General features: G+C 71.4%; 15 protein-coding genes. 10 read left to right on the plus strand and 5 right to left on the minus strand.

All coding sequences use genetic code 11. The features are described 5' to 3' along the window. Position 1: 1 nt before the first annotated feature. Genes pcaH through ABH920_RS18775 form a run of 5 tightly spaced genes read left to right on the plus strand, consistent with a single transcriptional unit; the run spans position 2 to position 5,114 of the window. Positions 2-754, plus strand: a complete 753-nt coding sequence (pcaH, locus tag ABH920_RS18755; RefSeq protein ID WP_370350315.1) for a protocatechuate 3,4-dioxygenase subunit beta — start codon at positions 2-4, stop codon at positions 752-754. Beyond that, positions 754-1,323, plus strand: coding sequence for a protocatechuate 3,4-dioxygenase subunit alpha (pcaG, locus tag ABH920_RS18760; protein WP_370350316.1), 570 nt, complete (start codon positions 754-756; stop codon positions 1,321-1,323). The genes pcaH and pcaG overlap by 1 nt, the downstream gene beginning before the upstream one ends. After that, positions 1,310-2,734, plus strand: coding sequence for a 3-carboxy-cis,cis-muconate cycloisomerase (pcaB, locus tag ABH920_RS18765; RefSeq protein WP_370350317.1), 1,425 nt, complete (start codon positions 1,310-1,312; stop codon positions 2,732-2,734). Before pcaG ends, pcaB begins: the two co-directional genes overlap by 14 nt. Beyond that, positions 2,731-3,891, plus strand: a complete 1,161-nt coding sequence (pcaD, locus tag ABH920_RS18770) for a 3-oxoadipate enol-lactonase (RefSeq protein WP_370350318.1) — start codon at positions 2,731-2,733, stop codon at positions 3,889-3,891. Before pcaB ends, pcaD begins: the two co-directional genes overlap by 4 nt. Beyond that, on the plus strand, positions 3,891-5,114 hold the full coding sequence (locus tag ABH920_RS18775; RefSeq protein ID WP_370350319.1) for a 4-hydroxybenzoate 3-monooxygenase: 1,224 nt from the start codon (positions 3,891-3,893) through the stop codon (positions 5,112-5,114). The genes pcaD and ABH920_RS18775 overlap by 1 nt, the downstream gene beginning before the upstream one ends. A gap of 400 nt (positions 5,115-5,514) precedes the next feature. Here the strand turns inward: ABH920_RS18775 and ABH920_RS18780 are convergent, their stop codons facing one another. Further along, positions 5,515-6,036 carry a hypothetical protein gene (locus tag ABH920_RS18780; RefSeq protein ID WP_370350320.1) on the minus strand — a complete coding sequence of 174 codons (522 nt, stop codon included), beginning with the start codon at positions 6,034-6,036 and terminating at the stop codon, positions 5,515-5,517. A gap of 234 nt (positions 6,037-6,270) precedes the next feature. Continuing rightward, a complete protein-coding gene (locus tag ABH920_RS18785) occupies positions 6,271-7,875 on the minus strand; it encodes a phytoene desaturase family protein (protein WP_370350321.1) in 1,605 nt (534 codons plus the stop codon). Between the two features lie 292 nt (positions 7,876-8,167). On the opposite strand from ABH920_RS18785, the gene ABH920_RS18790 reads away from it, so the two are divergent. After that, on the plus strand, positions 8,168-9,400 hold the full coding sequence (locus ABH920_RS18790; RefSeq protein WP_370350322.1) for a DUF4132 domain-containing protein: 1,233 nt from the start codon (positions 8,168-8,170) through the stop codon (positions 9,398-9,400). Here the strand turns inward: ABH920_RS18790 and ABH920_RS18795 are convergent. Beyond that, the gene (locus ABH920_RS18795) at positions 9,378-9,959 is read right to left on the minus strand and encodes a DUF6069 family protein (RefSeq protein ID WP_370350323.1); all 582 of its coding nucleotides are present in this window, start codon (positions 9,957-9,959) and stop codon (positions 9,378-9,380) included. The genes ABH920_RS18790 and ABH920_RS18795 overlap by 23 nt on opposite strands. A gap of 180 nt (positions 9,960-10,139) precedes the next feature. Here ABH920_RS18795 and ABH920_RS18800 point away from each other — a divergent pair, with 180 nt between their 5' ends. Together ABH920_RS18800 and ABH920_RS18805 are read left to right on the plus strand one after the other, a co-directional pair. After that, positions 10,140-10,502, plus strand: a complete 363-nt coding sequence (locus ABH920_RS18800; RefSeq protein WP_370350324.1) for a YciI family protein — start codon at positions 10,140-10,142, stop codon at positions 10,500-10,502. Positions 10,503-10,568: 66 nt separating this feature from the next. Further along, positions 10,569-11,828 carry an RNA polymerase sigma factor gene (locus tag ABH920_RS18805; RefSeq protein WP_370350325.1) on the plus strand — a complete coding sequence of 420 codons (1,260 nt, stop codon included), beginning with the start codon at positions 10,569-10,571 and terminating at the stop codon, positions 11,826-11,828. Positions 11,829-11,948: 120 nt separating this feature from the next. Here the strand turns inward: ABH920_RS18805 and ABH920_RS18810 are convergent, their stop codons facing one another. Further along, positions 11,949-14,576 (minus strand): cell wall-binding repeat-containing protein, encoded by a 2,628-nt coding sequence (locus ABH920_RS18810; protein WP_370350326.1) that lies wholly within the window; start codon positions 14,574-14,576, stop codon positions 11,949-11,951. 297 nt (positions 14,577-14,873) lie between these two features. After that, positions 14,874-16,895, minus strand: a complete 2,022-nt coding sequence (locus tag ABH920_RS18815; RefSeq protein WP_370350327.1) for a cell wall-binding repeat-containing protein — start codon at positions 16,893-16,895, stop codon at positions 14,874-14,876. A 190-nt stretch (positions 16,896-17,085) separates the two neighbouring features. Here ABH920_RS18815 and ABH920_RS18820 point away from each other — a divergent pair, with 190 nt between their 5' ends. Beyond that, positions 17,086-17,853, plus strand: coding sequence for a hypothetical protein (locus ABH920_RS18820; protein ID WP_370350328.1), 768 nt, complete (start codon positions 17,086-17,088; stop codon positions 17,851-17,853). 233 nt (positions 17,854-18,086) lie between these two features. After that, positions 18,087-22,214 carry a molybdopterin-dependent oxidoreductase gene (locus tag ABH920_RS18825; RefSeq protein ID WP_370350329.1) on the plus strand — a complete coding sequence of 1,376 codons (4,128 nt, stop codon included), beginning with the start codon at positions 18,087-18,089 and terminating at the stop codon, positions 22,212-22,214. The last annotated feature ends 36 nt before the right edge of the window (positions 22,215-22,250 follow it).

Below are 22,250 nucleotides of genomic sequence, written 5' to 3' on the forward strand. Positions count from 1 at the left end.
GATGACACCGACGCAGCAGGACATATCCCAAGAGATCGCCGAACAATCCCGGGCGTATGCCGAAGCCGACCGGACGCGGCAGCACCCGGCGCGCGACTACGCCCCCTATCGCAGCAGCCTGCTTCGCCACCCTCGGCAGCCCCTGGTGTCCGTCGGCGATCCGGAGGCGGCCGAGTTGTCCGGACCGGTCTTCGGCGTGGCCGATGTCACCGCGCTGGAGTCCGATCTGACTCGGCAGCATCTGACCGAGCCGCAGGGTGAGCGCATCACCGTGGCCGGCCGGGTCCTGGACCGGGACGGCCGGCCGGTGCGCGGGCAGCTGGTCGAGATCTGGCAGGCCAACGCCTCCGGCCGCTACGCGCACCAACGCGACCAGCATCCGGCGCCGCTCGATCCGAACTTCACCGGCGTGGGCCGCTGCCTCACCGACGACGAGGGCGGCTACCGCTTCACCACGATCAAGCCCGGCGCCTACCCCTGGCGCAACCACACCAACGCCTGGCGGCCCGCGCACATCCATTTCTCGCTGTTCGGCACCGCCTTCACGCAGCGCCTGGTCACGCAGATGTACTTTCCCGGCGACCCGCTCTTCGCCTACGACCCCATCCTGCAGTCCGTCACCGACGACGCCGCCCGCGACCGCCTCGTCGCCGCCTACGAGCACGACCTGTCGGTGCCGGAGTGGTCGCTCGGCTACCGCTGGGACATCGTCCTCGACGGTCCGGCGGCCACCTGGATCGAGGAAGGACGCTGATGTCCGGCGAGGAGTTCGCGCCGACCCCGTCGCAGACCGTCGGGCCGTTCTACGGATACGCGCTGCCGTTTCCCGACGGTGGCGGGATCGCCCCGGCCGGGCATCCGGATGCGTTCACCGTGCACGGCCAGGTCTTCGACGGTGCCGGGGATCCGGTGCCCGACGCGCTGCTGGAGATCTGGCAACCGGCGCCGGACGGCACGCGTTCCGGCGCGCCTGGATCGCTGCGCCGCGATTCCACGACCGGCGGGTTCGCCGGACGTGACGGCGCCACCTTCACCGGGTTCGGGCGTGTTGGCACCGACGCCGCCGGTCGCTACGTCTTTCGCACGCTGCCACCGGGTGGCGTGCCGTATCTGTCGGTGTGCGTCTTCGCTCGTGGACTGCTGCACCACCTGTTCACCCGCATCTATCTGCCCGGTTCCGATCTGACCGGCGATCGCCTGCTCGCCGCGGTGGGTCCGGAGCGACGCAGCACACTGATCGCCGAGCCGGAGTCGGAACGGGTCTACCGGTTCGACGTCCATCTGCAGGGGGAGAAGGAGACGGTCTTCCTTGACTTCGGCTGATCAGAACCCTGATGCGGCGTGGCTCGCCGCCGACGTCGGCCTGCTCGCACCTGCCCGAGTCGGCACCCGCGTCGAAGCGGCGACTGGCGATGCCGCGTTCTTGCAAGCGATGCTCGACGCCGAGGCCGCACTCGTCTGCGCGCAGGCCAGGATCGGCCGGGCTCCGGTGAGCGCTGCGGCGGCGGTCACGGCGGCGGCGCGCGCCGAGCGGTTCGACGTGCGCGGGATCGCCTTGCGGGCGCGTGGCGGCGGCAATCCGGTGATTCCGTTGGTCGCCGATCTCAAGGCGGCTGTGCCGGTCGAGGCGGCGCCGTTTGTCCATCAGGGTGCTACCAGCCAGGACATCATGGACAGCGCGTTCATGCTGGTCGCCACCCGAAGCGTGGCGTTGGTGCTCGACGACCTCCGGCGCACGGTCGAGGCTTCGGGACGGTCGGCCGCCACGTATCAGGGCACGCCGATGGCCGGTCGGACGCTGACCCAGCACGCGGTGCCCACCACGTTCGGGCTCAAGGTCGCCGGGTGGCGCAGCCTGCTGCTGGACGCTGCGGACCGGCTGGTCGTGCTGCGCCTGCCGGCCCAGCTTGGCGGGGCCGCAGGGACGCTGGCGGCGTTCGAGGTTTCGGCTCCGGCCCCGGCCCCGGCTGGCGTTCCCGGCTCCTCCTCCGGTCTGGATCTCGTCGAGGCGTTCGCCGAGGAACTGGGTTTGGCTGCGCCGCTACTGCCGTGGCACACGCTCCGCACGCCGATCGCCGATCTCGCTGCCGGGCTCGCGGTCACCGTCGGCGCGTTGGGGAAGATCGCGGCCGACGTGCTGGTGCTTACCCGCACCGAGATCGGCGAGGTCGCCGAGGGCGACGCGGGCGGCTCCTCGGCCATGCCGCACAAGGCGAATCCGGTTCGCGCCACGATGATCGCCGCCGCCGCGCGTCAAGCGCCGGGGCTGGCTGTCGTGCTGTTCGGCGGGCTCGCCGCCGAGGACGAGCGTCCCGCCGGCGCCTGGCACGCCGAATGGCAGCCGCTGCGGGAGCTGCTTCGGCTCACCGGCGGCGCGGCCGAGACGGCTGTCGCGCTGGTCGAGAACCTGCGTGTGTTTCCCGACCGGATGCTTCAGAACCTGAATCTGACGCGAGGGCTCGTGGTCAGCGAACGACTCGCTGCGGAGTTGGGCGCTCTCATCGGGCGCGAACCTGCCAAGACGATGCTTACCGCTGCCGCGCATGAGGCCGTCCGCGCCGGCCGGAGCCTTGCGGAGATCCTGGCGGAAGCACCCGAACTCCAGGGCCTGATCAGCCGGGATCAGCTGCGCCGGCTCGCTGATCCGGTCGACTGCCTCGGAGCGGCGTCGGCGTTGGTCGAACGCGCTTTGGAACGAACCATGCCGGTGTTCTCGGATGGGAGCGGCCAATGAGCCCTCTGCTTCACTTCGTCGTTGACGGTCCGGCGGATGCGCCGCCGCTGCTGCTGGGGCCGTCGCTCGGCACATCCCTGGCCGTGTGGGATGCGCAAGTCAGTGTCCTGGCTCGACATCACCGCGTGGTCCGCTGGGATCTTCCCGGGCACGGCGGCTCCGCGGGTGATCTGGTGGGCGCCGGGGCCACCGTCGCCGACCTGGCCGACCTGGTCCTGGCCGGGGCCGACGAGCTGGGGCTGGCGCGCTTCGACTACGCGGGCATCTCGATCGGCGGGGCGGTCGGCGCCGAGCTCGCCGTCCGGCATCCCGAGCGGATCGCCTCGCTCGCGCTGGTCTGCTCGTCCGCGCGTTTCGGCGATCCGCAGGCGTGGCGGGACCGGGCTGCGCAGGTGCGTGCTGCCGGGACCGGGGCGCTGGCCGCTTCGGCGGCGGGTCGCTGGTTCACCCCGGCCTTTGCCGACACCGAGACGATCGCGACGCTGGTCGGCGACCAGCGTGCTGCCGATCCGGAGGGTTACGCAGCATGCTGCGATGCGCTCGCCGGGTACGACCTTCGTGCGGAGTTGGGCCGTATCGGCGCGCCGACACTCGTCATCGCAGGACGACAGGACACTGCGACCCCGCCGTCGCACGCGAGGGAGCTTGTCGACGGTATCGGCGGCGCGGGCCTGGTCGAGATCCCCGGTGCCGGGCACCTCGCGCCGGTCGAGCAGTCGGGAGCCGTGCTCAACGCCCTGCTCGGCCATCTCGGCCGACCGCAGTCCACAGACGCTGCGCGGCGTGTCGCGGGTACGGCCGTCCGCCGTGCCGTCCTCGGCGACGCCCACGTCGATCGGGCCGCCGCCGCGACCACCGCGCTCACCGCCGACTTCCAGGACTTCATCACCCGCTACGCCTGGGGCGAGATCTGGACCCGGCCCGGCCTGGACCGTCGCACCCGCAGCTGCATCACGCTGACCGCCCTGGTTGCCGGCGGCCATCATGCCGAGCTGGCGATGCACGTTCGCGCCGCCGTCCGCAACGGTCTCACCGCCGAGGAGATCGGAGAGGTGTTACTGCAGAGCGCCGTCTACTGCGGCGTCCCGGCGGCCAACGCGGCCTTCGCCGTGGCGAACAAGGTGCTTTACCCCGACGATCCCCAGGACGGCCACTGATGCACACCACTGTCGGTATCGTCGGCGCCGGTCCCGCCGGCCTGCTCCTGGCGCGGCTCCTGCATAACGCGGGCATCGACTCCGTGGTGCTGGAGGCGCGCGACCGCGACTACGTCGAGCAGCGGCAGCGTGCCGGGATCCTCGAACAGGTCACGGTGGACGCCCTGCGCTCCGCCGGGGCCGGGGCGCGCATGGACCGCGAAGGCATCGTGCACCACGGCATCGAACTCCGCTTCGACGGCCGGTCCCACCGCATCGACTTCCCCGGCCTGGCCGACGGCCGCACCGTCATGGTCTACGCGCAGACCGAGATGGTCAAAGACCTGATAGCACTGCACCTCGCTGAGGGCGGGCCGTTGTTGTTCGAGGCCGAGGTCCTGGCCGTCGACCAGCGCGCCGGCCAACAGCTCGCTGACCAGCAGCTCGCTGACCAGCCCGACGGCGCGCCGGCCAGCGTCCGCTACCGTCACCAGGGCCGCGAGCAGATCCTCACCTGCGACTGGATCGTCGGCTGCGACGGCTTCCACGGCGTCGTCAAGAACGCCATCCCGGAGAGCCTGCGGCGTACCTACGAGCGCGAGTACCCGTACTCCTGGCTCGGGATCCTCGCCGACGCGCCGCCGGTCTACGACGAGCTGATCTACGCGCACTCCGACCGCGGCTTCGCACTCGCGTCGATGCGCTCCGCGACCGTCAGCCGCCTGTATCTCCAGGTCCCCACCAACACCGACCCGGCCGACTGGCCCGACGACCGGATCTGGGACGAACTCGACCGGCGGTTCGCGCTCCGCGACCACCCCGCCTGGCACCTGACCCGCGGCCCGATCACCGCCAAATCGGTACTGCCGATGCGCAGCCACGTCACCGAACCGATGCGCCACCACCGCCTCCTGCTGGCCGGCGACGCGGCCCACATCGTCCCCCCGACCGGCGCCAAAGGCCTGAACCTCGCCGCCGCCGACGTCATCGTCCTGGCCCGCGCCCTCACCCGCCTGCACCGAACCGGTTCGACGGACCTGCTCGACACCTACTCCGACACCTGCCTGGAGCGCATCTGGCGCGCCGAGCACTTCTCGCACTTCATGACCACGACCCTGCACGCGGACCCGGCCCAGCCCGCCTTCGACACCCGGCTACAGCTGTCGCAGCTCGCCCGCATCGCCGCGTCGCCGCACGCATCCGCGGAGCTGGCGCAGAACTACGTCGGCGTCCCGATCGTGTGAGCCGGGCCGGATGACCTGACGCTTCAGGCGGGTTCGACCGTCGGCTGACAGGCCAGGTCCGCCGACAGGATCGAGAGCGTGCCCGGCGGCAGCCCGGCCTCACCGACCGACGAGACGCTGATCGGCATGCCGTTCTGCATGCTGACGCGACGCGCGATCTCCTCGCCGCGTCGGGCTATCTGGCGGTAGTCCAGCTCGACCGGACCTCGGCCGTGAGGGCATGGTGGCCAGCGGTTACACCCGCGGCTGCGGCATCGCCCCGCTGGTGACTGAAGGCGCCACCCGGGACTCCGACGACGTGGCCGAGGCGACCCGACGAAAGGCGTCGGCCCCGCTTGGCAGCAGGACCGACGCCCAGGTCGCCTGTTGAGGCTCCTGCGACAGTGTCAGCAGGCTGCTTTCAGCAGGCTGCGCCCCACGAAGCGGAGGCGGCGTTGTACCAGATCGACTGTCCGTATCCGGGTCGTCCGGCCCCCTTGTTGAACGTCAGGTTGGGGGAGGTCGGCTGCCCGTAGGTGTAGCCGGGCGGAATGCAGAAGTAGGCGCCGGAGTAGTTCGGGCTGTAGTAGAGGTGGATCCAGTCACAGCCGGCGCAGGGGTAGCCGTAGTTGGCGACCAGGTAGTCCGTGTTCCGGCAGTTGCCGAGATCGGGAGCGTTGCCGGCCCACTGGCAGCGGCTCCCGTTGTGGCCGTTCCACGCGTAGAAGTTGCCGTCGGCGCACGCGTACGGCGAACCGCCGCAGGGATTGCTGACGGCCGGTGTCACCGCGGCCGACGTCACCGCTGCCGGTGCCACCGCCTTCGCGGCCACCACGGCCGCCGTCGTGGCCGGCGCGGCCTGTGCCCCCGCAGGCGCCGCCGGCAGGAAGCTGAGCAGCGCAAAGAGCACCGCTGCCAGGCCGATCACTCGTTTCTTCGTCATGTTCACCATCTCCCGCCCCGTCGGGCATTGGTTGTCAAAACTGAGACCTACCCTTCGTGACGGCTTGTGTCACCCCTGATACAGGGTGAATCAAGGAATATGGCTTGGAATCGCCATCGGCGGGTGCTGATCATGACGAATCCGGAAGCAGCGACCTTAGCGTGGCGGAGCGACCCTTAGCGCAACGCATCGGGCAGCCGGGTCCGGGCAGGTGACGGCCCGGCCGCGGACCGATCAGGCCGGCGAGCCGCCGCCGTCGCCTCCGACGATGGCGCGCGCGACCGCACGGCCGGACCCACCGCTCACCGCAGGCCCAGGCCAGGTCGCGGCGCCGATCATCCACAGCCCCGGCACCGCGGTGCGATAGCCGCCGCCGTGGGCCGGAATCGGCCGCTGGACGAGCCCCTGCGCCAGCGAGTTCTCCCCGGCGCCGTGATCCCCGGGACCCGCGTTCGGGCTGGCCTTGGCCAGGTCGGCGGGGGTGGTGATGTGTCGTTCGAGCACCGTCCCGGTCAAGCCCGGCAGATGCGCCTCGGCCTCGGCGAGTACGCGGTCGGCGAAAGCCTCGGCGGTCGATGCGGACCAGCCCTCGACGCCCCGCGCCGATCCGGCGGCGTCCCCGATCGGCGACAGCGGCGCGTCCAGCACCTGGATCCGCACGACGGCCTTGCCCTCGGGCGCCCGGCTCGCGTCGACGGCCGTCGGCTCGTGCCAGGAGAGCGACGGATGCTCGGGCAACAGCCCGGCCTCCGCCTGCCGTACCGACACGACCAGTTCGTCCAGGCCGCGTCCCAGATTGATCGCGCCGCCGGCGTCCAGGCGGGGATCGGTGAAGTGCGGCCTGGCAGAAAGTGCGAGGTTCAGCTGGAAACAACCGCGCCTGAACCGGTATCCCGCCGCCTGCTCCCTGACCCCGGCGGGCACCCCCGCCGCATTGCGCAGCAACCTTCCATACAGATTGTCGGGCGTGACGGACGCGATGACCGCCTGCCCGGCCGTCACGACCGCTCCGGACCCGGTACGGACCGCCGTGGCGCGGCCGCCGTCGACCAGGATCTCCTCGACGTCCACATCGCAGAACACTTCACCGCCCCGCTCGACCACCAGCCCGGTGAGCGCGTCGGCGAGCCGGCCGCTGCCGCCGACCGGCGCCGGATTGCCGCCGGCCATCATCCCCAGGGCGAACACCGTCCACAGCGCCCCGGCCGGGTCCTCCGGGCCGATGCCCAGGTGCAGCGGCCACGGCGCGGCCAGCAGGCGGAACTCCTCCGTGACGAAGAACCGGCGCACGAGGTCCTGCGTGCTGCCGCTGAGCAGCTGCGTGAACGGCAGTGCGCTGTCTCGTCCGCTCGTCACCAGGCCGGCCAACGTGGCCTGGGCCGCCGGCGTGTCCAGACCGTCGCCGAGCAGTTCCATGAGCCCCGGGAAGTACGGCCCGGCCCCGGCGAACAGGGACGACCAACCCGCGCTCTCGCCGAGGCGGTCCAGCTCCTTCGCCACTTCCTGCTGATCGACTGGTAGTACCGCGGTGCGGCCGTCGTGCAGCGACGCGCCGGTGGCCAGTGGCGCGGTGACGTAGTCGAGCCCGTGCCGCTTCAAGTCCGCGCCGAGCTCGACCCAGGCCGGGCCGCCGACGAAGGCCGGATGCAGCGCCGAGTAGAGATCGTGGTGGAAGCCCGGCGCGCCGAGTTCGGCGGTCCGGACCCAGCCGCCGGGCTGGGCCATCTGGTCGAGCAGCACTACGCTGCGCCCGGCTTCGAGCAGATACGCGGCGGCCACCAACGCGTTGTGGCCGGCGCCGACGAAGACCACGTCAGCGCGCTTGGGAAGGTCGTTCACTCGCTTTGCTCCCTGCGGTCGGCAGTACTCACGCGAGCGAACGTAGGCGGATCGAGCCGCGCTGCGCGCGCCGATGACCGGTCAGTGGTCAGCGTAAGCGCCGGACTGCGACCGGTCCAACGTGTGCGCGATCCGGCGCGCCGTCTCGCGGGTCGCGGCTACGAACGGGTCGGACCGGCCCTGGCCGCCCGGGAGCGGTTCCCGTGTCCGACCACCTCGGTAAGCTGGACATCTCTGCGGGGTGGACGCGGGATCAGGGGGCGGGATGGGTCAGGGCGGTCTTCTCGGGAAGTTGTTCGGGCGGAAGGGTACCGGGGCTGATTCCCGGGCCGGTTCACGGACGCAGACGTCGACGCAGAGCAGCGCATCGTCGCGCGAAAGCCTGCCGCAGCCACGTGTTCAGGACGCCGTCCCGTCGCTGACGATCGTCAGCTGGGATCGGGACGAGGCGCTGCGGCGCGTCCTCGGCGCCGCGGCCGACGACCTCGCCGTCAGGCAGGTCCTCGACCTCTGCGACACTCTGCGCGGTCCGATGCCGCCGGGTTCCTGGCGCGAGCAGATGGCGGCGCTCCTCGCCGACAACGCCGCCGGCGTCGCCGCGCTGCGGACGATCGCGCTGTGCGAGACGCCGTTCGACGACCCGGGAGCCGACCATCGCGTCTCGTTCGCGCGCGCCGTGGTGTGGGCGGTCGGCCTGACCGAGCCCGGTGACGCCGTCGCGCTGCTCGTCCGCGTCACCGACCTGTACGGGGAGCCGGGGCGCGGCCGCGACTACCGCTCCGTGGCGCTCGCCGCGGTCGAGGCGCTGGGCGGGATCGGCGGTGAGCGCGCGCTGCCGGCGCTGCGGCAGCTCAAGGCGCAGGCCAGGCTCAGTGCCGTTCGCCGGGCCGCGTCCCAGGAACTCGATCAGACCCTGGGGGCGGAGAACCTTTCGCGCGCCGACGTCCCCGAGTGGCAGGCCGAGGACTTCCAGCTCGACCGCGACGGCCAGCGCGTCATCGAGCTCGACCACGGCTACACGGCGACGATCCAGCTGGCGGTCGACGGAGCCGTCACCTGGTTCTACCGCGGCCCGACCGGGCAGCGGCTGCCCAACAAGCCGTCGAGCCTGCGCGCCGACCGGGCCCGCGAGGCGGTCGAGCTCGCGGGGAACCTCCAGACCGTCGTCTACGCCGAGCGCTTCCGCCTCAAGCAGCTGATGAAGGACCAGCGGACCCTGACATACGAGGACTGGATGGAGTTCTACCTCGGCAACCGGGTCACCGGACGGCTGTGCCGGGGGCTGGTCTGGGAGTCGTCGATCGACGGCGGCGAGCACTGGCAGCGGTTCCTGCCGACGTGGAGCGCACGCCGCGAGGCGTGGCTGCGGCTCGGCGAGGACGGCGTCACGCACGACATCGCGGAGGAGTCGCAGGCCCGCATCGTCCTGCAGAAGCACCTCACCGCAGCCGAGACGCGTGCTTGGGGCTCACGGCTCCGGGTGCTCCGGCTGACGCAGCCGTTCAAGCAGCTGGATCGGCGGTGACCTGCGCCAGCCGATAGGCGACGGACGGGATGATGACGGCCGCCGCCAGCAGGTGCGCGACCGCCAGGACCAGCTTCGTCGAGACGGCGGTGTCCGCGGCGGTGCCCGGGATCAGGAGCGACAGGAAGGTCAGCGGCACCGTGAGCCGCACGTAGAGCCGCGCCGGTCGCCGCGAGAAGCGGGCGACGGCGGCGGTGACGAAGGTGAACCAGAAGACCACCACCATCGTTCCCAGCGCGAACATGCCCACCGTGATCGCCGTGGCGTGGGGGGAGCCGAGCCCGGCGGCCTTCATCGGGACGCCGGCGGCGCGGGCGGCCAGTCCCCAGATCTCGGTGACGACACCGGCGGCCAGGCCCGACAGGTAGCTCACCTGCCATACCGGTCGGCCGGCCAGGAAAGCCGTCACCGCGGTCGGCGGCGGTACGCGCTGCGCGGAGGCGGTGCTGCTGCCGGTGGTCGTGCTGAGGCCTGTGGTGTTGCTCGTGGCGGCGCTCGTGCTGGTACTCGTGCCCGTGCTGGTGCTCGTGGTGTTGGTGGTGCTGCTCTGACCGGCCATGATGGTCCTCCGAGGCGTGGGTGGTGTCACCTGTACAACGAGGCCGGTGTGCGGGTTCTCGACATCGCCCCGACACTGATCGCACAGTGGCCGCAGCGATGTCGAGAACGGCCGGCCGGCTCCGTCGTCCCGGTGAAGGCACGTCACCGTGCGGACTGCCACCGACGAAAGGGGCACGTCATGAAGTACCTGCTGATGATCTACGGCAACCAGGAGAAGTGGGACACCATCCCGGCCGAGGACTGGCCGAAGGAGATCGCCAAGCAGGACGCCTGGAACAAGAAGTACATGGCGACCGGCGAACTGCTCGGCGGCTACGCGCTGCCCGACGCTGAGGCGGCCCGGCAGGTCTCGCGCCGCGACGGCGCACCGGTGATCGTCGAGGGCCCCTACCTGGAGACGAAGGAGCACATGGCGACTTTCTACCTGGTCGACGTCGAGAGCGAGGAGCGGGCTTACGAGCTCGCGGCGGACATGCCCTGGGCCGATCTGAACCCGACCGAGGTGTGGCCGATCGTGCACGACAGCACTCAGGACGCCTGAGGACTGCGACGACTCGGCGCGGGTCCGCGACCACTGACGCACTGACGCACCGAGCAGGAGGCTGCCGTGACCAAGTCACCCCGTCCGGTCGCCGACCTGCTGCGCGACGAGGCGCCCCACGTCCTGGCCGCCCTGACCCGCGCCTACGGGCACTTCGACGCCTGCGAGGACGCCACCCAGGAGGCGCTGGTCAAGGCGGTCCGCGTGTGGACCGCCGAGGGCGTGCCGGAGCGGCCGCGCGGCTGGCTGGTCACCGTCGCCTCGCGGGTCCTCATCGACGCGCTGCGCTCGGACACCTCCCGCCGCCGGCGCGAGGACGCCCTGTACGCCGCCACGCCGCAGTCGGAGCTGCTCAGCCGCTCGGCGGACGCCGGGTTCGACGACGACGAGCGCGGCGACCGCGACGACTCGCTGAAGCTGCTGTTCCTGTGCTGCCACCCGGCGCTGTCCATCGCCAGCCAGATCGCGCTGACACTGCGCGCTGTCGGCGGCCTGAGCACCGCGCAGATCGCCGCGGCGTTCCTCGTCCCGGAGTCGACGATGGCGCAGCGCATCAGCCGTGCCAAGGCGACGATCAGAGCCGACGGCATCACCTTCGACCTGCCCGCCGAAGACGGCCCCGAACGACTGCGCGCCGTGCAGCACGTCCTGTACCTGATATTCAACGAGGGTTACACCGCGACCTCCGGAGAGCAGCTGACCGCACCGGACCTGTCGCAGGAGGCGATCAGGCTGACCCGGCTGCTGTGCCGCGCCGTGCCCGAGGACGCCGAGTCCGCGGGACTGCTGGCCCTGATGCTGCTCACCGAAGCCCGCCGCCCGGCCCGCACCGGCCCGGGCGGCGTGTTGATCCCGCTGGCCGACCAGGACCGCGGCCGGTGGCTGGCCGATCTGATCGAGGAGGGGACGGAACTACTCAGCCGCACACTGCCGCGCGGCCAGGCCGGACCTTTCCAGCTCCAGGCGGCGATCGCGGCCGTGCACGGCGAGGCTTCGACCGTCGACGCCACGGACTGGCCGCAGATCCTCGGCCTGTACGACGTCCTCGTGCAGGTGGCGCCGAGCCCGATCGCGCGGCTCAACCGGGCCGTGGCCGTCGCCATGGTGCACGGCCCGACCGCGGGCCTGGCCGCCGTCGAGCAGCTGCGCGCCGACCCGAAGCTGGCCCGCGGCCACCGGCTGCCGGCGGTGCGGGCCCACCTGCGCGAGCTGGCCGGCGACCACGAAGGCGCGATCGAGGACTACCGCCGCGCGGCCAAGCTCACCGCCAGCGGTCCCGAGCGGCGCTATCTTCTCGACCGGGCGGCGGGCATCAGTTCACGATGACCGGATCCGCTGGCCCGACGTTGCCGTCGACCGCTGCCGTCGAGATCATCGGCCGCGACGTGAAGGGGCCGGACCCGCCCGCGAGCCAGACCAGCCCCGAGCCAGACCAGCCCCGAGCCGTCAGCCGATCTTGCCGTGCAGAATCCCCGCGATCTCCCCGACGACGGCGTCCGAGACGGCGTAGGGCCCGCCGAACACGTCGACGTCCGCGCTGCCTCCGGCCGTCAGGACGTTGACGTCCTCCGGCGGCAGCGAGCCGGTGTCGGTGAGCAGCAGCGGCTGGCCGGTCGCGGCCATCAGTGCGCCGCCGGCCAGCGCGTCGGGGAAGTTCTCGCCGGTGGCCACGCCGGTCAGGGTGCGGGCGGGCCCGGTGAACAGCGACGCGGTCTGGGCCGCGGTGTCGTAGCGGTCCGCGCCGGCCGCGGCCTGGAAGTCCTTGCCGGCCAGGCCGACGTGGGACATCACGGCGGTGCGCGCGGGGCCGCCGACGGCGATGATGCTCTGGTGCCGCTGCACGAAGGTGGCGGTCGCCGGGTCGAGGCTCGGGCCGTCGGACAGGACCAGCACGGCCTTCCGGTTCGCGGCCAGCGGGCCGGCCGCCAGCGCGTCCGGGAACTCGTCGCCGCGGGCGACGATCACCGTGGCCTGGTCGCCGATGCCGTTCTGGGCGATCTGCAGAGCGGTCGCGAAGCGGTCGGCGCCGCCGTAGCGGACGACCCGGTACCCCATCGCGCGCACCGCCTGCTCCACGCCGGGGCTGATCGCGGCGGTCCCGCCGAGGAGGTACACCGGCTTGGAGTGGTCCCCGCCGAGCACCCGGTCGATCTCCTGCGCGGTGACCGGGGTGAGGCCGGCCGGGTCGGTCAGCAGCAGCGGCCCGCCGACGTGCGCGGCCAGCGGCCCGCCGGCCAGCGCGTCGGGGAAGTCGTCGCCGCGGGCCAGCACGACGGCGTTCGCCGAGGACGGCGCGAAGCGCTTCTGGGAGGCGGCGACCGCGGTCTGGTAGCGGTCCGCACCCCAGACCCGGTGCACCAGCGGTGCCGGGGCCGGCGGGGGCGGCGGCGGGGTGGTGATCGTGAGCGGGTAGGAGGACGTGCCGGTCCAGCCGTTGTACGTGGCGGTCACAGAGATCTGGTACGTGCCGGCGCCGCTGTACTGGTGGTGGATGACGCCGTCCGCGGTCAGGGCCTGCTTCTGGCCGTCGCCGAAGTCGATCGCGTAGGTGGCACCGGCGTGGTCGCTGTAGACGTGGAACTGGACGTTCTCCGGGTTCGCGGCGTCCGGAAGGCTGGCGTCCGCGTACGCGGTGACCGTCGTCGGGCGCGGCGACACCGAGAACGGCACCACCTGCGTCTGCCCGCCGGGTCCGGTGAACGTCGCCGAGCCGGTGAAGTTGCCCGCCGCGGCATAGGTGTGGGTGTTGAGCGTCGTCGCCGGGGAACCGTCGCCGTAGTCGTAGCTGACCGAGGTCGCCGGAGACCAGGGCAGCGTGCCGCCCTGCGTGAGCGTCACGGTCAGGTAGTCCTGCGGGGTGACGCCGAAGGCCGGGGCCACGGCCACGCTGGAGGGGGTGCCGGCGAACTCGCGCGCGCCGATGTCGGCGAAGGAGACCGGTCCGGTTCCGGTGTCGGGCACGGCGGGGTCGTCGACGCGGGCGTGGCCGAGCTCGTCGGTCTGCGGCTGGCCCGGGGCGCCGGAGTCGGCGGCGTCGATGGCGGGGGAGTTCCACTGCAGGCTGAAGTTGGTGTCCTTGCTTTCCCCGTCCACGACGCTCAGGTCGAACAGCGGGTCGGCCTCGATGTCGCCGCCGCCGAGGCCGGCCGCGTCGAAGTCCTTGGCGTGGTGGGCCGCCCCGCCCCACACGACCGGCGCCTCGGGCCCGTCGCTGGAGAGCAGGTTGTGGCCGACACGGGCCCGCGCGGTCGCCGAGGCGTCGACGTTCAGCTGGGTCCCGGCGGCGGGCCGGGTGGCATCGCCCCACTGGACCTGGTCGTTGCCGTCGACGAGGTTGTTCTCGATCACCGCTCCGGCCGAGGCGCCGGTGAGGGACAGGCCGATGCTGTCGTTCCAGGCGATCGTGTTGGAGACGATGACGGCGTCGGCGGAGTCGGCGACCTGCACGCCCGCGCCGGTGGACTCGGCGATGATGTTGTCGCTGACCGTGTCGCCGTCGGAACCGCCGTCCAGGACCAGCGCGACGTCGCCCTCGTTGCCGAAGGCGAACTCGTCGATCCGGCTGGCCGTGACCGTCGATCCCGTGGTCCCGGTCAGGTGGATGCCCACGACCCGCGGGAAGGTGTTGGGCGCCGGGTCGCCGACCACGCGACCGATCCACAGGTGGTTCAGCGTGACCGCCGAGGAGCCGGAGACCGCCAGCGAGGTCAGGCGCAGGTCCTTCACCACGACGTCGTGCTGCCCGGCCATACTCACCTGCGAGGCGGCGGTCGCGGTGTCGTCCCACGTGCCGTAGACCGTGATCGGCTTCCCGGGCTGCCCCGAGCCGACGATCTTGTCGGTGGCGTTGAGCTGCGCCACGGCGATCGAGTCGCCGGGCTGCGCCGCCGCCGTGGCGCCGGCGAGCGTGCAGTAGATGGCCTCGTAGGTGCGAGCGGCGGAGTCCGAGCACAGCGAGTTGTGGGCCACCTGGAGCGTCACCGGACCGGTCGGACCGGTCGGACCGGTCGGGCCGGTGGCGGCGTGCGCCGCCGGTGCGGCGAGCGTGGCGATCGCCAGCGCCGAAATGGACATTCCTGTGACACGCCGCGCGCGCATGTGTGACTCCCCGCCCGAAAACTACTGCTTCGATGAACGCAGGAAGTGTGTATGACGATGTGCCAGTTGATCAAACTGTTACTGGTTCAGTGCCTGATGGGCCGCCTCTGCTGAAACCGGACCACGGCCCGGGTGAGCACCTTTGGAATTCGGCGAAGAGCTCATCGCTGTAAGTTGCAACACTGACAGAGCCCGGCCCGCTCCCGAAGGAGCGAGCCGGGCTCTGTCATCTCACACTCAGCTCACAGCTCAGTTCACAACCGAGCTGACGACTCAGCCCTTGGCGACGTTCGGCGTCGACAGGTGCGGAGCCGCGGCGTGGGCCGCGCTCGTAGAGGAGCCCGAGGCGGTGGCGATGTCCGCCGCCAGCTGCTGGTCGACGTGCAGCGGCAGGGCGCTGGTCCCGCCGAACACGTAGGCCCAGTTCGCGGCGCCGCGGTTGGCGTCGAGCAGGGCGTTGTCGGCCGCGCTCAGGCCCGCCTTCGGGTCCACGAGCAGCAGCGGGCCGCCGCGCTCGCCCATCAGGGCGCCGCCGGACAGCGAGTCCGGCCAGTTGACGCCGGTCGCCACGCCGACGGAGCCGAAGGCGCCGAAGATGTCGTGGGCGACCAGGTACGAGGTCTGGTAGCGGTCGGCGCCGACCAGGGGCTCGTAGCCGGAGTACTTGGCATCCTTGAGCGCCTTGTCCGCGGCCCCGCCGACGGCGGCCACGAAGAGCTGGCCCTTGTCCAGCTTGCCCTGCAGGAAGGCGTCCGTCGAGGCGGGCAGGGTGGTGCCGTTGGTCAGGACCACGACCATGCCGTTGTACGTCCCGGCCGCCGCGCCCGCGGACAGCGCGTCCGGGTAGTTGGTGCCGGTGGCCACCAGCACGTTCGTGGCGTTGGGGTCGACCGTGTTCGCGATCTTGACCGCGGTCTCGAACCGGTCCGCGCCGGCGACCCGGTCGACGGTGTAGCCGAGCTTGGTCAGCGCGGTCTGGACGGCCGGCGAGATCGCCGAGGTGCCGCCGAGGATGTAGACCGTGCCGGGGGTCGGCAGGATCCGCCGGATCTCGGTCAGCGTCTCGGGGTTCAGCTTGGCGCTCTCGGTGAGCAGCAGCGGGCCGTTCTTGTGCGCGGCCAGCGCGGCGCCGCCGAGGGCGTCGGCGAAGACGTCGGAGCGGCTCAGCACGACCGACTTGGCCTGCGGGCGCGGGTCGTTCTGGCCCGCGCCGGCGCTGCGCCAGGTCTGCCGCGAGGCCAGGACCGCGGTGTCGACGCGGTCGGAGCCGGCGATGCGGTAGACGTGGCCCGGGTTGTCGGTGCGCACGGCCAGGGCGCCGGTGAGCGTCGAGACGCTCGTCTCCAGCTGCGGCGCGGGCGCCGCGGCGGCCAGCGCCTGCGTCACGTTCACCTGGTAGGTGCCGTCGGCGTGGCCGCCGGCCGGGACCTTGCGGTTGGTGTACTCGAACGCGACGGTCAGGTCGGTGACGGCCTGGGCGTCGGTCTGGGTGGAGGCCTCGAAGATCGGCGTGGCGTGGCCGCCGGTCATCCAGGTGATCTGCTTCGGTGCGGACCAGGCGTTGTTCTGCCAGGACGTGGCGAACAGCTGCGCGTCGCCGTTGGCGTCGTTCCGGGCGAAGACCACGGTCTTGCCGTCGGCGGAGATGGTCGGCGACCAGCCGCCCTTCGTGGCGACGTCCGGGGCCACGATCGTGGTGAACGACTGCTGGCCGTTCGAGCCGTAGGAGGCCACGCCGATACCGGTGTTGCCGCTGCCGTCGGTGGTCTGCAGCACGACCGAGCCGGCCAGGTCGCTGGCCACGTCCGGGTTGCTCAGGCCCAGGCCCGCCGGCGCGACGGAGGCCTGGACCACGTCGTAGGTCGGGTTCGGGGTGCCCAGGGAGCCGCCGTTGGCCAGCGCGCCGACGACCTTGGCGCCGGTCCCGGTGCCCTCGGTCCAGTACACGGACTCGTTGGAGGAGTCCCAGACGGTGTGCGACGGCGCGACACCCTGCGCGACCTTGACGCCGTTGGTGCCGTTGTAGTCGGCGGTGTAGATCCCGTTGTCGGCGCCGATGAAGGCGAACCGGCCGCCCTGCCCGGCCCACGAGACGTCGTGCGCCCCGCCCGGCAGCGCGACCGTCCCCCCGCCGACGATGTGGATCGCGCCGCCGGCGGTGATCGTCACCGGGTTCGCCCCGGCGCCACCGTAGGTGGTCGCGTGCGCCGCGCCCCCGGCGGCCAGGACGGTACCGATGGAGGAAGCGAAGAGCGCGGCGACCGCGACCGGCTTCCGGTTGAACTTGCTGGACAAAAGACCCTCCCCGGAAATAGGTGTCGACACTGCGTTCGACACCAGAGAGCGGCAGAATACAACCTCGGCAGGAGTGTCTTTGACCACGGTTCACCGCATGGTGCGAAGGTCCGGATCGCGGCGGATTCAGCAGTGGTGGAGTGGTGTTAAATGCCTACGATGTCGGCTTTCAAACGGGGATGGTCAGTAGATGCAGGAACAGCGCTGGGAGGGCCCTGAGGACGGGCCCGGAGAAGGTCGTCGTGGCGGCCGGTTCTTGCTGTGGGCGATGCGGCATCCGGTTCTCTCGGCCCTGTTGCTGTCATCCGTCACGACGCTGCTGGTCTTCGGCAAGAGCGCCTTCCTCGCCGTGGGGGAAGGCCGGCAGCTGCACTCGTCGGGCCGGCGGCTGTGGATCGCCGCCGGTGTCATCGAGGCGATCTTCTTCGTCATGTTCGCCGCTCTGCACCTCGCGGTGGCCAGATCGCGGAGGCGGTCCGGGACGCCGCTGACGGCCGAGGCCTTGAACCTCCCGTTCGTGGAAGACCGCGACGCCGCCGCCCGGCGACCGCCGGCGTTGCTGGTGCTCCGGCCGAGCCTGCGCCAGCCGCTCGGCCTGGTGGTGACGTTTCCGCTGCTGGTGGGCGTGCTGACGTTGGTCGCCGCGGCGGTGGACGTCGCTTCCGGGCACCGTGCCGTCCTGTGGATCGGCATGGCTGCTCTGGCGTTTGTGTTCGGTGCCTGGACGACGATCGGTCATCGACGGCAGCGGATCGTCGTGTACAGCGAAGACGTCTACGTCTACACGTTCACCGGCCGCTACCGCCGGGTCGACCGGTCGGGCATAGAAGAAGTGCGCCGCACCAGGGCCGAACCGATTCTGGTCGGCGGCGATGGCGAACGACTTCTTACGCTGCCTCCGCTGACGCGCGAGCAGACCGGTGAGCTGGCACGTGCGCTACAGGTCGCCCATACCTGAGCGCCTTGTGCGCCACGCGTCATACGCCCTTGACCGCCGATGGGGCCGTCCGCGCGTGGTCACACGGCGGTTCCGAACGTGTGCGTGGGCCGTAACCGCGGTTGTTGCCGCCGCGTGACAGCCTGGAAACCCGTTCTTCCTACGGTGCTGCTCGGGAAGCTCGGGAAGCGCAGGAAGCGCGGGAAGCGCGGGAAGCTAAGGGACGGCGCGGGAAATCGCGGGATGGAGCATCGGTGGCGTCTGGCGTGAAGGTCGGCGGCGTTCGGACCGTGTGCTCGTACTGCGGTGTCGGGTGCGGGATCGTCCTCGACGTCCGGCGGGACGGGCCGGACGGGCGCCGCCGCGCGGTGAAGGCGTCGGGAGACAAGGCGCACCCGGCCAACTTCGGCCGCCTGTGCACCAAGGGGGCGACCAGCGCGGACATGCTCGCCGCACCCGGGCGTCTGGGGACGGCGCTGGTGCGCCCCGAGCGCGGTGCCGAGCCGGTGGAGACCGGTGTGGACGAAGCGATCTCGGCCGTGGCCGCGCGGCTGCGGGCGATCCTGGACCAGCACGGGCCGGACGCGCTGTCCTTCTACGTGTCCGGGCAGATGTCGCTGGAAGCGCAGTACCTGGCCAACAAGCTGGCCAAGGGCTTCGTGCGGACCAACCAGATCGAGTCGAACTCCCGGCTGTGCATGGCGTCGGCGGGGTCGGGCTACAAGCTGTCGCTCGGCGCGGACGGCCCGCCCGGCTCCTATCAGGACTTTGATTCCGCGGACCTGTTCTTCGTCATCGGCTCCAACATGGCCGACTGCCACCCGATCCTGTTCCTGCGCATGATGGACCGGATCAGGGCCGGCGCGAAGCTGATCGTCGTCGATCCGCGGCGCAACGCGACCGCCGACAAGGCCGGCCTCTTCCTGCCGATCAAGCCCGGCACCGACCTGGCGCTGCTCAACGGCCTACTGCACCTGCTGGTCGCGGACGGCCACATCGACGAGGCCTTCATCGCCGAGCACACCGAGGGCTGGGAGGCGATGCCCGCGTTCCTCGCCGACTACCCGCCGGAGACGGTCGCACGGATCACCGGGCTGCCGGAGGCCGACATCCGACAGGCCGCGGCCTGGATCGGGGCGGCGGGGGAGTGGATGAGCTGCTGGACGATGGGCCTGAATCAGTCCACGCACGGCACCTGGAACACCAACGCCCTGGTCAACCTGCACCTGGCGACCGGCGCGATCTGCCGTCCCGGATCGGGCCCGTTCTCGCTGACCGGCCAGCCCAACGCCATGGGCGGCCGGGAGATGGGCTACATGGGCCCGGGGCTGCCGGGGCAGCGCTCGGTGCTGGCCGAGGACGAGCGGGCCTTCGTCGAGGACCTGTGGGGCGTCCCCGCCGGATCGCTGCGCACCGAGGTCGGACGCGGCACGGTGGAGATATTCGAGCAGATGGGGACCGGCGCGATCAAGGCGTGCTGGATCATCTGCACCAACCCGGTGGCCTCCGTCGCGAACCGCAAGAACGTCATCGCCGGCCTGGAGGCGGCCGAGCTGGTCATCACCCAGGACGTCTTCGCCGAGACCGAGACCACCGCCTACGCCGATGTGGTGCTGCCGGCGACGTTGTGGGCCGAGTCCGACGGCGTCATGGTGAACTCCGAACGGAACCTCACGCTGGTGCAGGGGGTCGTGGACCCGCCGGGCGAGGCGCTGCCGGACTGGCGGCTGATCGCCCGGGTGGCGTGCGAGATGGGATTCGCCGACGCCTTCACATACGACAGCTCGGAGGAAGTGTTCGAAGAGCTCAAGCAGGCGTGGAATCCCAAGACCGGCTGGGATCTTCGCGGTGTGAGCTACGACCGGCTGCGCAGCACGCCGGTGCAATGGCCCGCCCCGGACGCCGACGGCCCGGACCGCAACCCGATCCGCTACCTCAACGACGGCGTCAGCCAGACCCTGCGGGAACGCGTGGACGGTACGCGTCCCCGGCTGGCGTTCCCGACGGCGAGCGGGCGCGCGCAGTTTTTCGCTCGGCCGCACCTGCCGTCGGCCGAACTCCCGGACGACGACTACCCCTTCGTCCTGAACACCGGACGACTCCAGCACCAGTGGCACACGATGACCAAGACCGGGAAGGTCGCGAAACTCGTCAAACTCAACCCCGGCCCCTTCGTCGAGGTCCATCCCGACGACGCCGCCGCCCTCGGGGTCGTCGAGGGCGATCATCTGGAGGTCGCCTCCCGCCGGGGGCGTGCGGTGCTGCCGGCGGTCGTCACGGATCGGGTGCGGTCGGGGACGTGCTTCGCCCCGTTCCACTGGAACGACCTGTTCGGCGAGTACCTGAGCATCAACGCCGTGACGAACGACGCCGTCGACCCGATCTCGTTCCAGCCGGAGTTCAAGATGTGCGCCGTCAGGATCGCCAAGACGGTCGCTCCGGTCTCTGCGCCCGGCCCGAGCACCGAGCCTGAGGTTGTTTCGGAGGCGGGGGAACTCGCTGCGGTGTTCGGCATCGGCGATCTCGCTCCGGTGGCCCTGGCCGAGCCGGAGCGCCGATATCTGGCCGGCTTCCTGTCCGGTCTGGCACTTGCGCCGCCGGACGGCCGTGTTCCGGTTCTGCCGCCGGGCGCTCCCTTCACGCCGGAGCACGCGCAGTGGATCGACGGCGTGCTGGCCGGAAGGTTCTCGCGCACCGAGGTATTAGGCCGACCCGATGCCGTCCCTGCCGTGGCGTCGCGGCGGCTCATAGTCCTGTGGGCCTCGCAGACCGGCAACGCCGAGCAGTTCGCGGCCACCGCCGCCCAACGGCTGGCGACCTCCGGCCGCGTCGCCGAACTGCTGCCCATGGCCGATGCCACCCCCGCGCACCTGATGTCCGGCACGGACGCGCTGATCGTCACCAGCACCTTCGGCGACGGCGACGCCCCCGACAACGGCACCGCGTTCTGGCAGGCGCTGACCACCCAGGTCGCCGGCCGGCTCGACGGGCTCCGCTACGGCGTCCTGGCCCTCGGCGACTCCAGCTACGACGACTTCTGCGGGCACGGCCGACGGCTCGACGAACGCCTCGCCGGCCTCGGCGCCACCCGCCTGCTGGCGCGCGCCGACTGCGAACCGGACTTCGAAGAGTCCGCCGATCAGTGGCTCGACCGCTTCATCAGTGCCCTGGCACAGCCCGTCGCTCCTGAGGAGCCGGTCACCGTCCCCGCAGCAGCGGTCGCCTCGACGGACTTGTCCTCTTCCTCGTCCTCGTCATCGGTCTACTCCAAGGCGTCGCCGTTCGCGACCCTGCTGGTCGGGAACCGGTTGTTGAGCCTGCCGGGATCCGGCAAGGAGGTCCGGCGGTTCGCCTTCGACACGCGTGATGGCGAACTCGCATACCAGGCCGGAGACGCCCTGGGGGTGTGGCCCGCGAACAGCGCCGCCCTGGTGCGCGAGTGGCTGGCTCTGACCGGCGCCGACCCCGCCGAGCCGGTCGATGTCGGCGACGCGCCGCCGCTGTCGTTGGCCGAGGCGCTGCGCACCCGCCTGGACATCACCCGCATCAGCACCGACCTGCTGAAGTTCGTGGCGGACCGGACCGGCGGCCACGATCTGAAGCGGCTGCTGCGCCCGGACAACAAGGACGAACTCGCCAAGTGGAGCTGGGGACGTCAGGCTGCTGATCTGGTCGCCGCTTTCCCCGTGCGCGCCTCGGCGGCCGAGTGGGCCGGCGTCCTCAAGCGGCTGCAACCCCGCCAGTACTCGATCTCCTCCAGCCCGCTGGCTCATCCGGACCAGATCAGGCTGACCGTCTCGGTGGTCCGCTACCGCACCGAGGCCGGCCGGGACCGCCACGGCGTGTGCTCGGCCTATCTGGCCGACCACGCCGACGACGGTCCGGTGCAGGTCTTCGTCCAGCCGGCGCCGCACTTCCGGCCGCCCGCCGACCCCGCGACCCCCATGATCATGGTCGGGCCCGGCACCGGGATCGCGCCGTTCGTCGGCTTCCTGGAGGACCGCCGGGAGCGCGGCCACACCGGTGCCAACTGGCTGTTCTTCGGCGAGCAGCATCAGGCCACTGACTTCTACTACCGCGAGGAGCTGGAGGCGTATCAGGCCTCTGGCCACCTCGACCGGCTGGACGTCGCCTTCTCCCGGGACCAGCGGGCCAAGGTCTACGTCCAGGACCGGATGCGCGAGAACGGCGTCCGGTTGTGGAAGTGGCTGCAGGACGGCGCGCACTTCTACGTCTGCGGCGACGCGGCGCGCATGGCCAAGGACGTCGACCAAGCGCTGCATGACATCGCGGTCGCTCACGGCGGGATGGACGAGGACGAGGCCGCGGCCTATGTGCGGCGCCTGTCGACGGAAAAGCGTTACGTGCGCGACGTTTACTGAACGGTGGCGAACGGCGGCGCTGCGGCCGCTCTTCGC

Source organism: Catenulispora sp. EB89 (assembly GCF_041261445.1).
Taxonomy (GTDB): domain Bacteria; phylum Actinomycetota; class Actinomycetes; order Streptomycetales; family Catenulisporaceae; genus Catenulispora.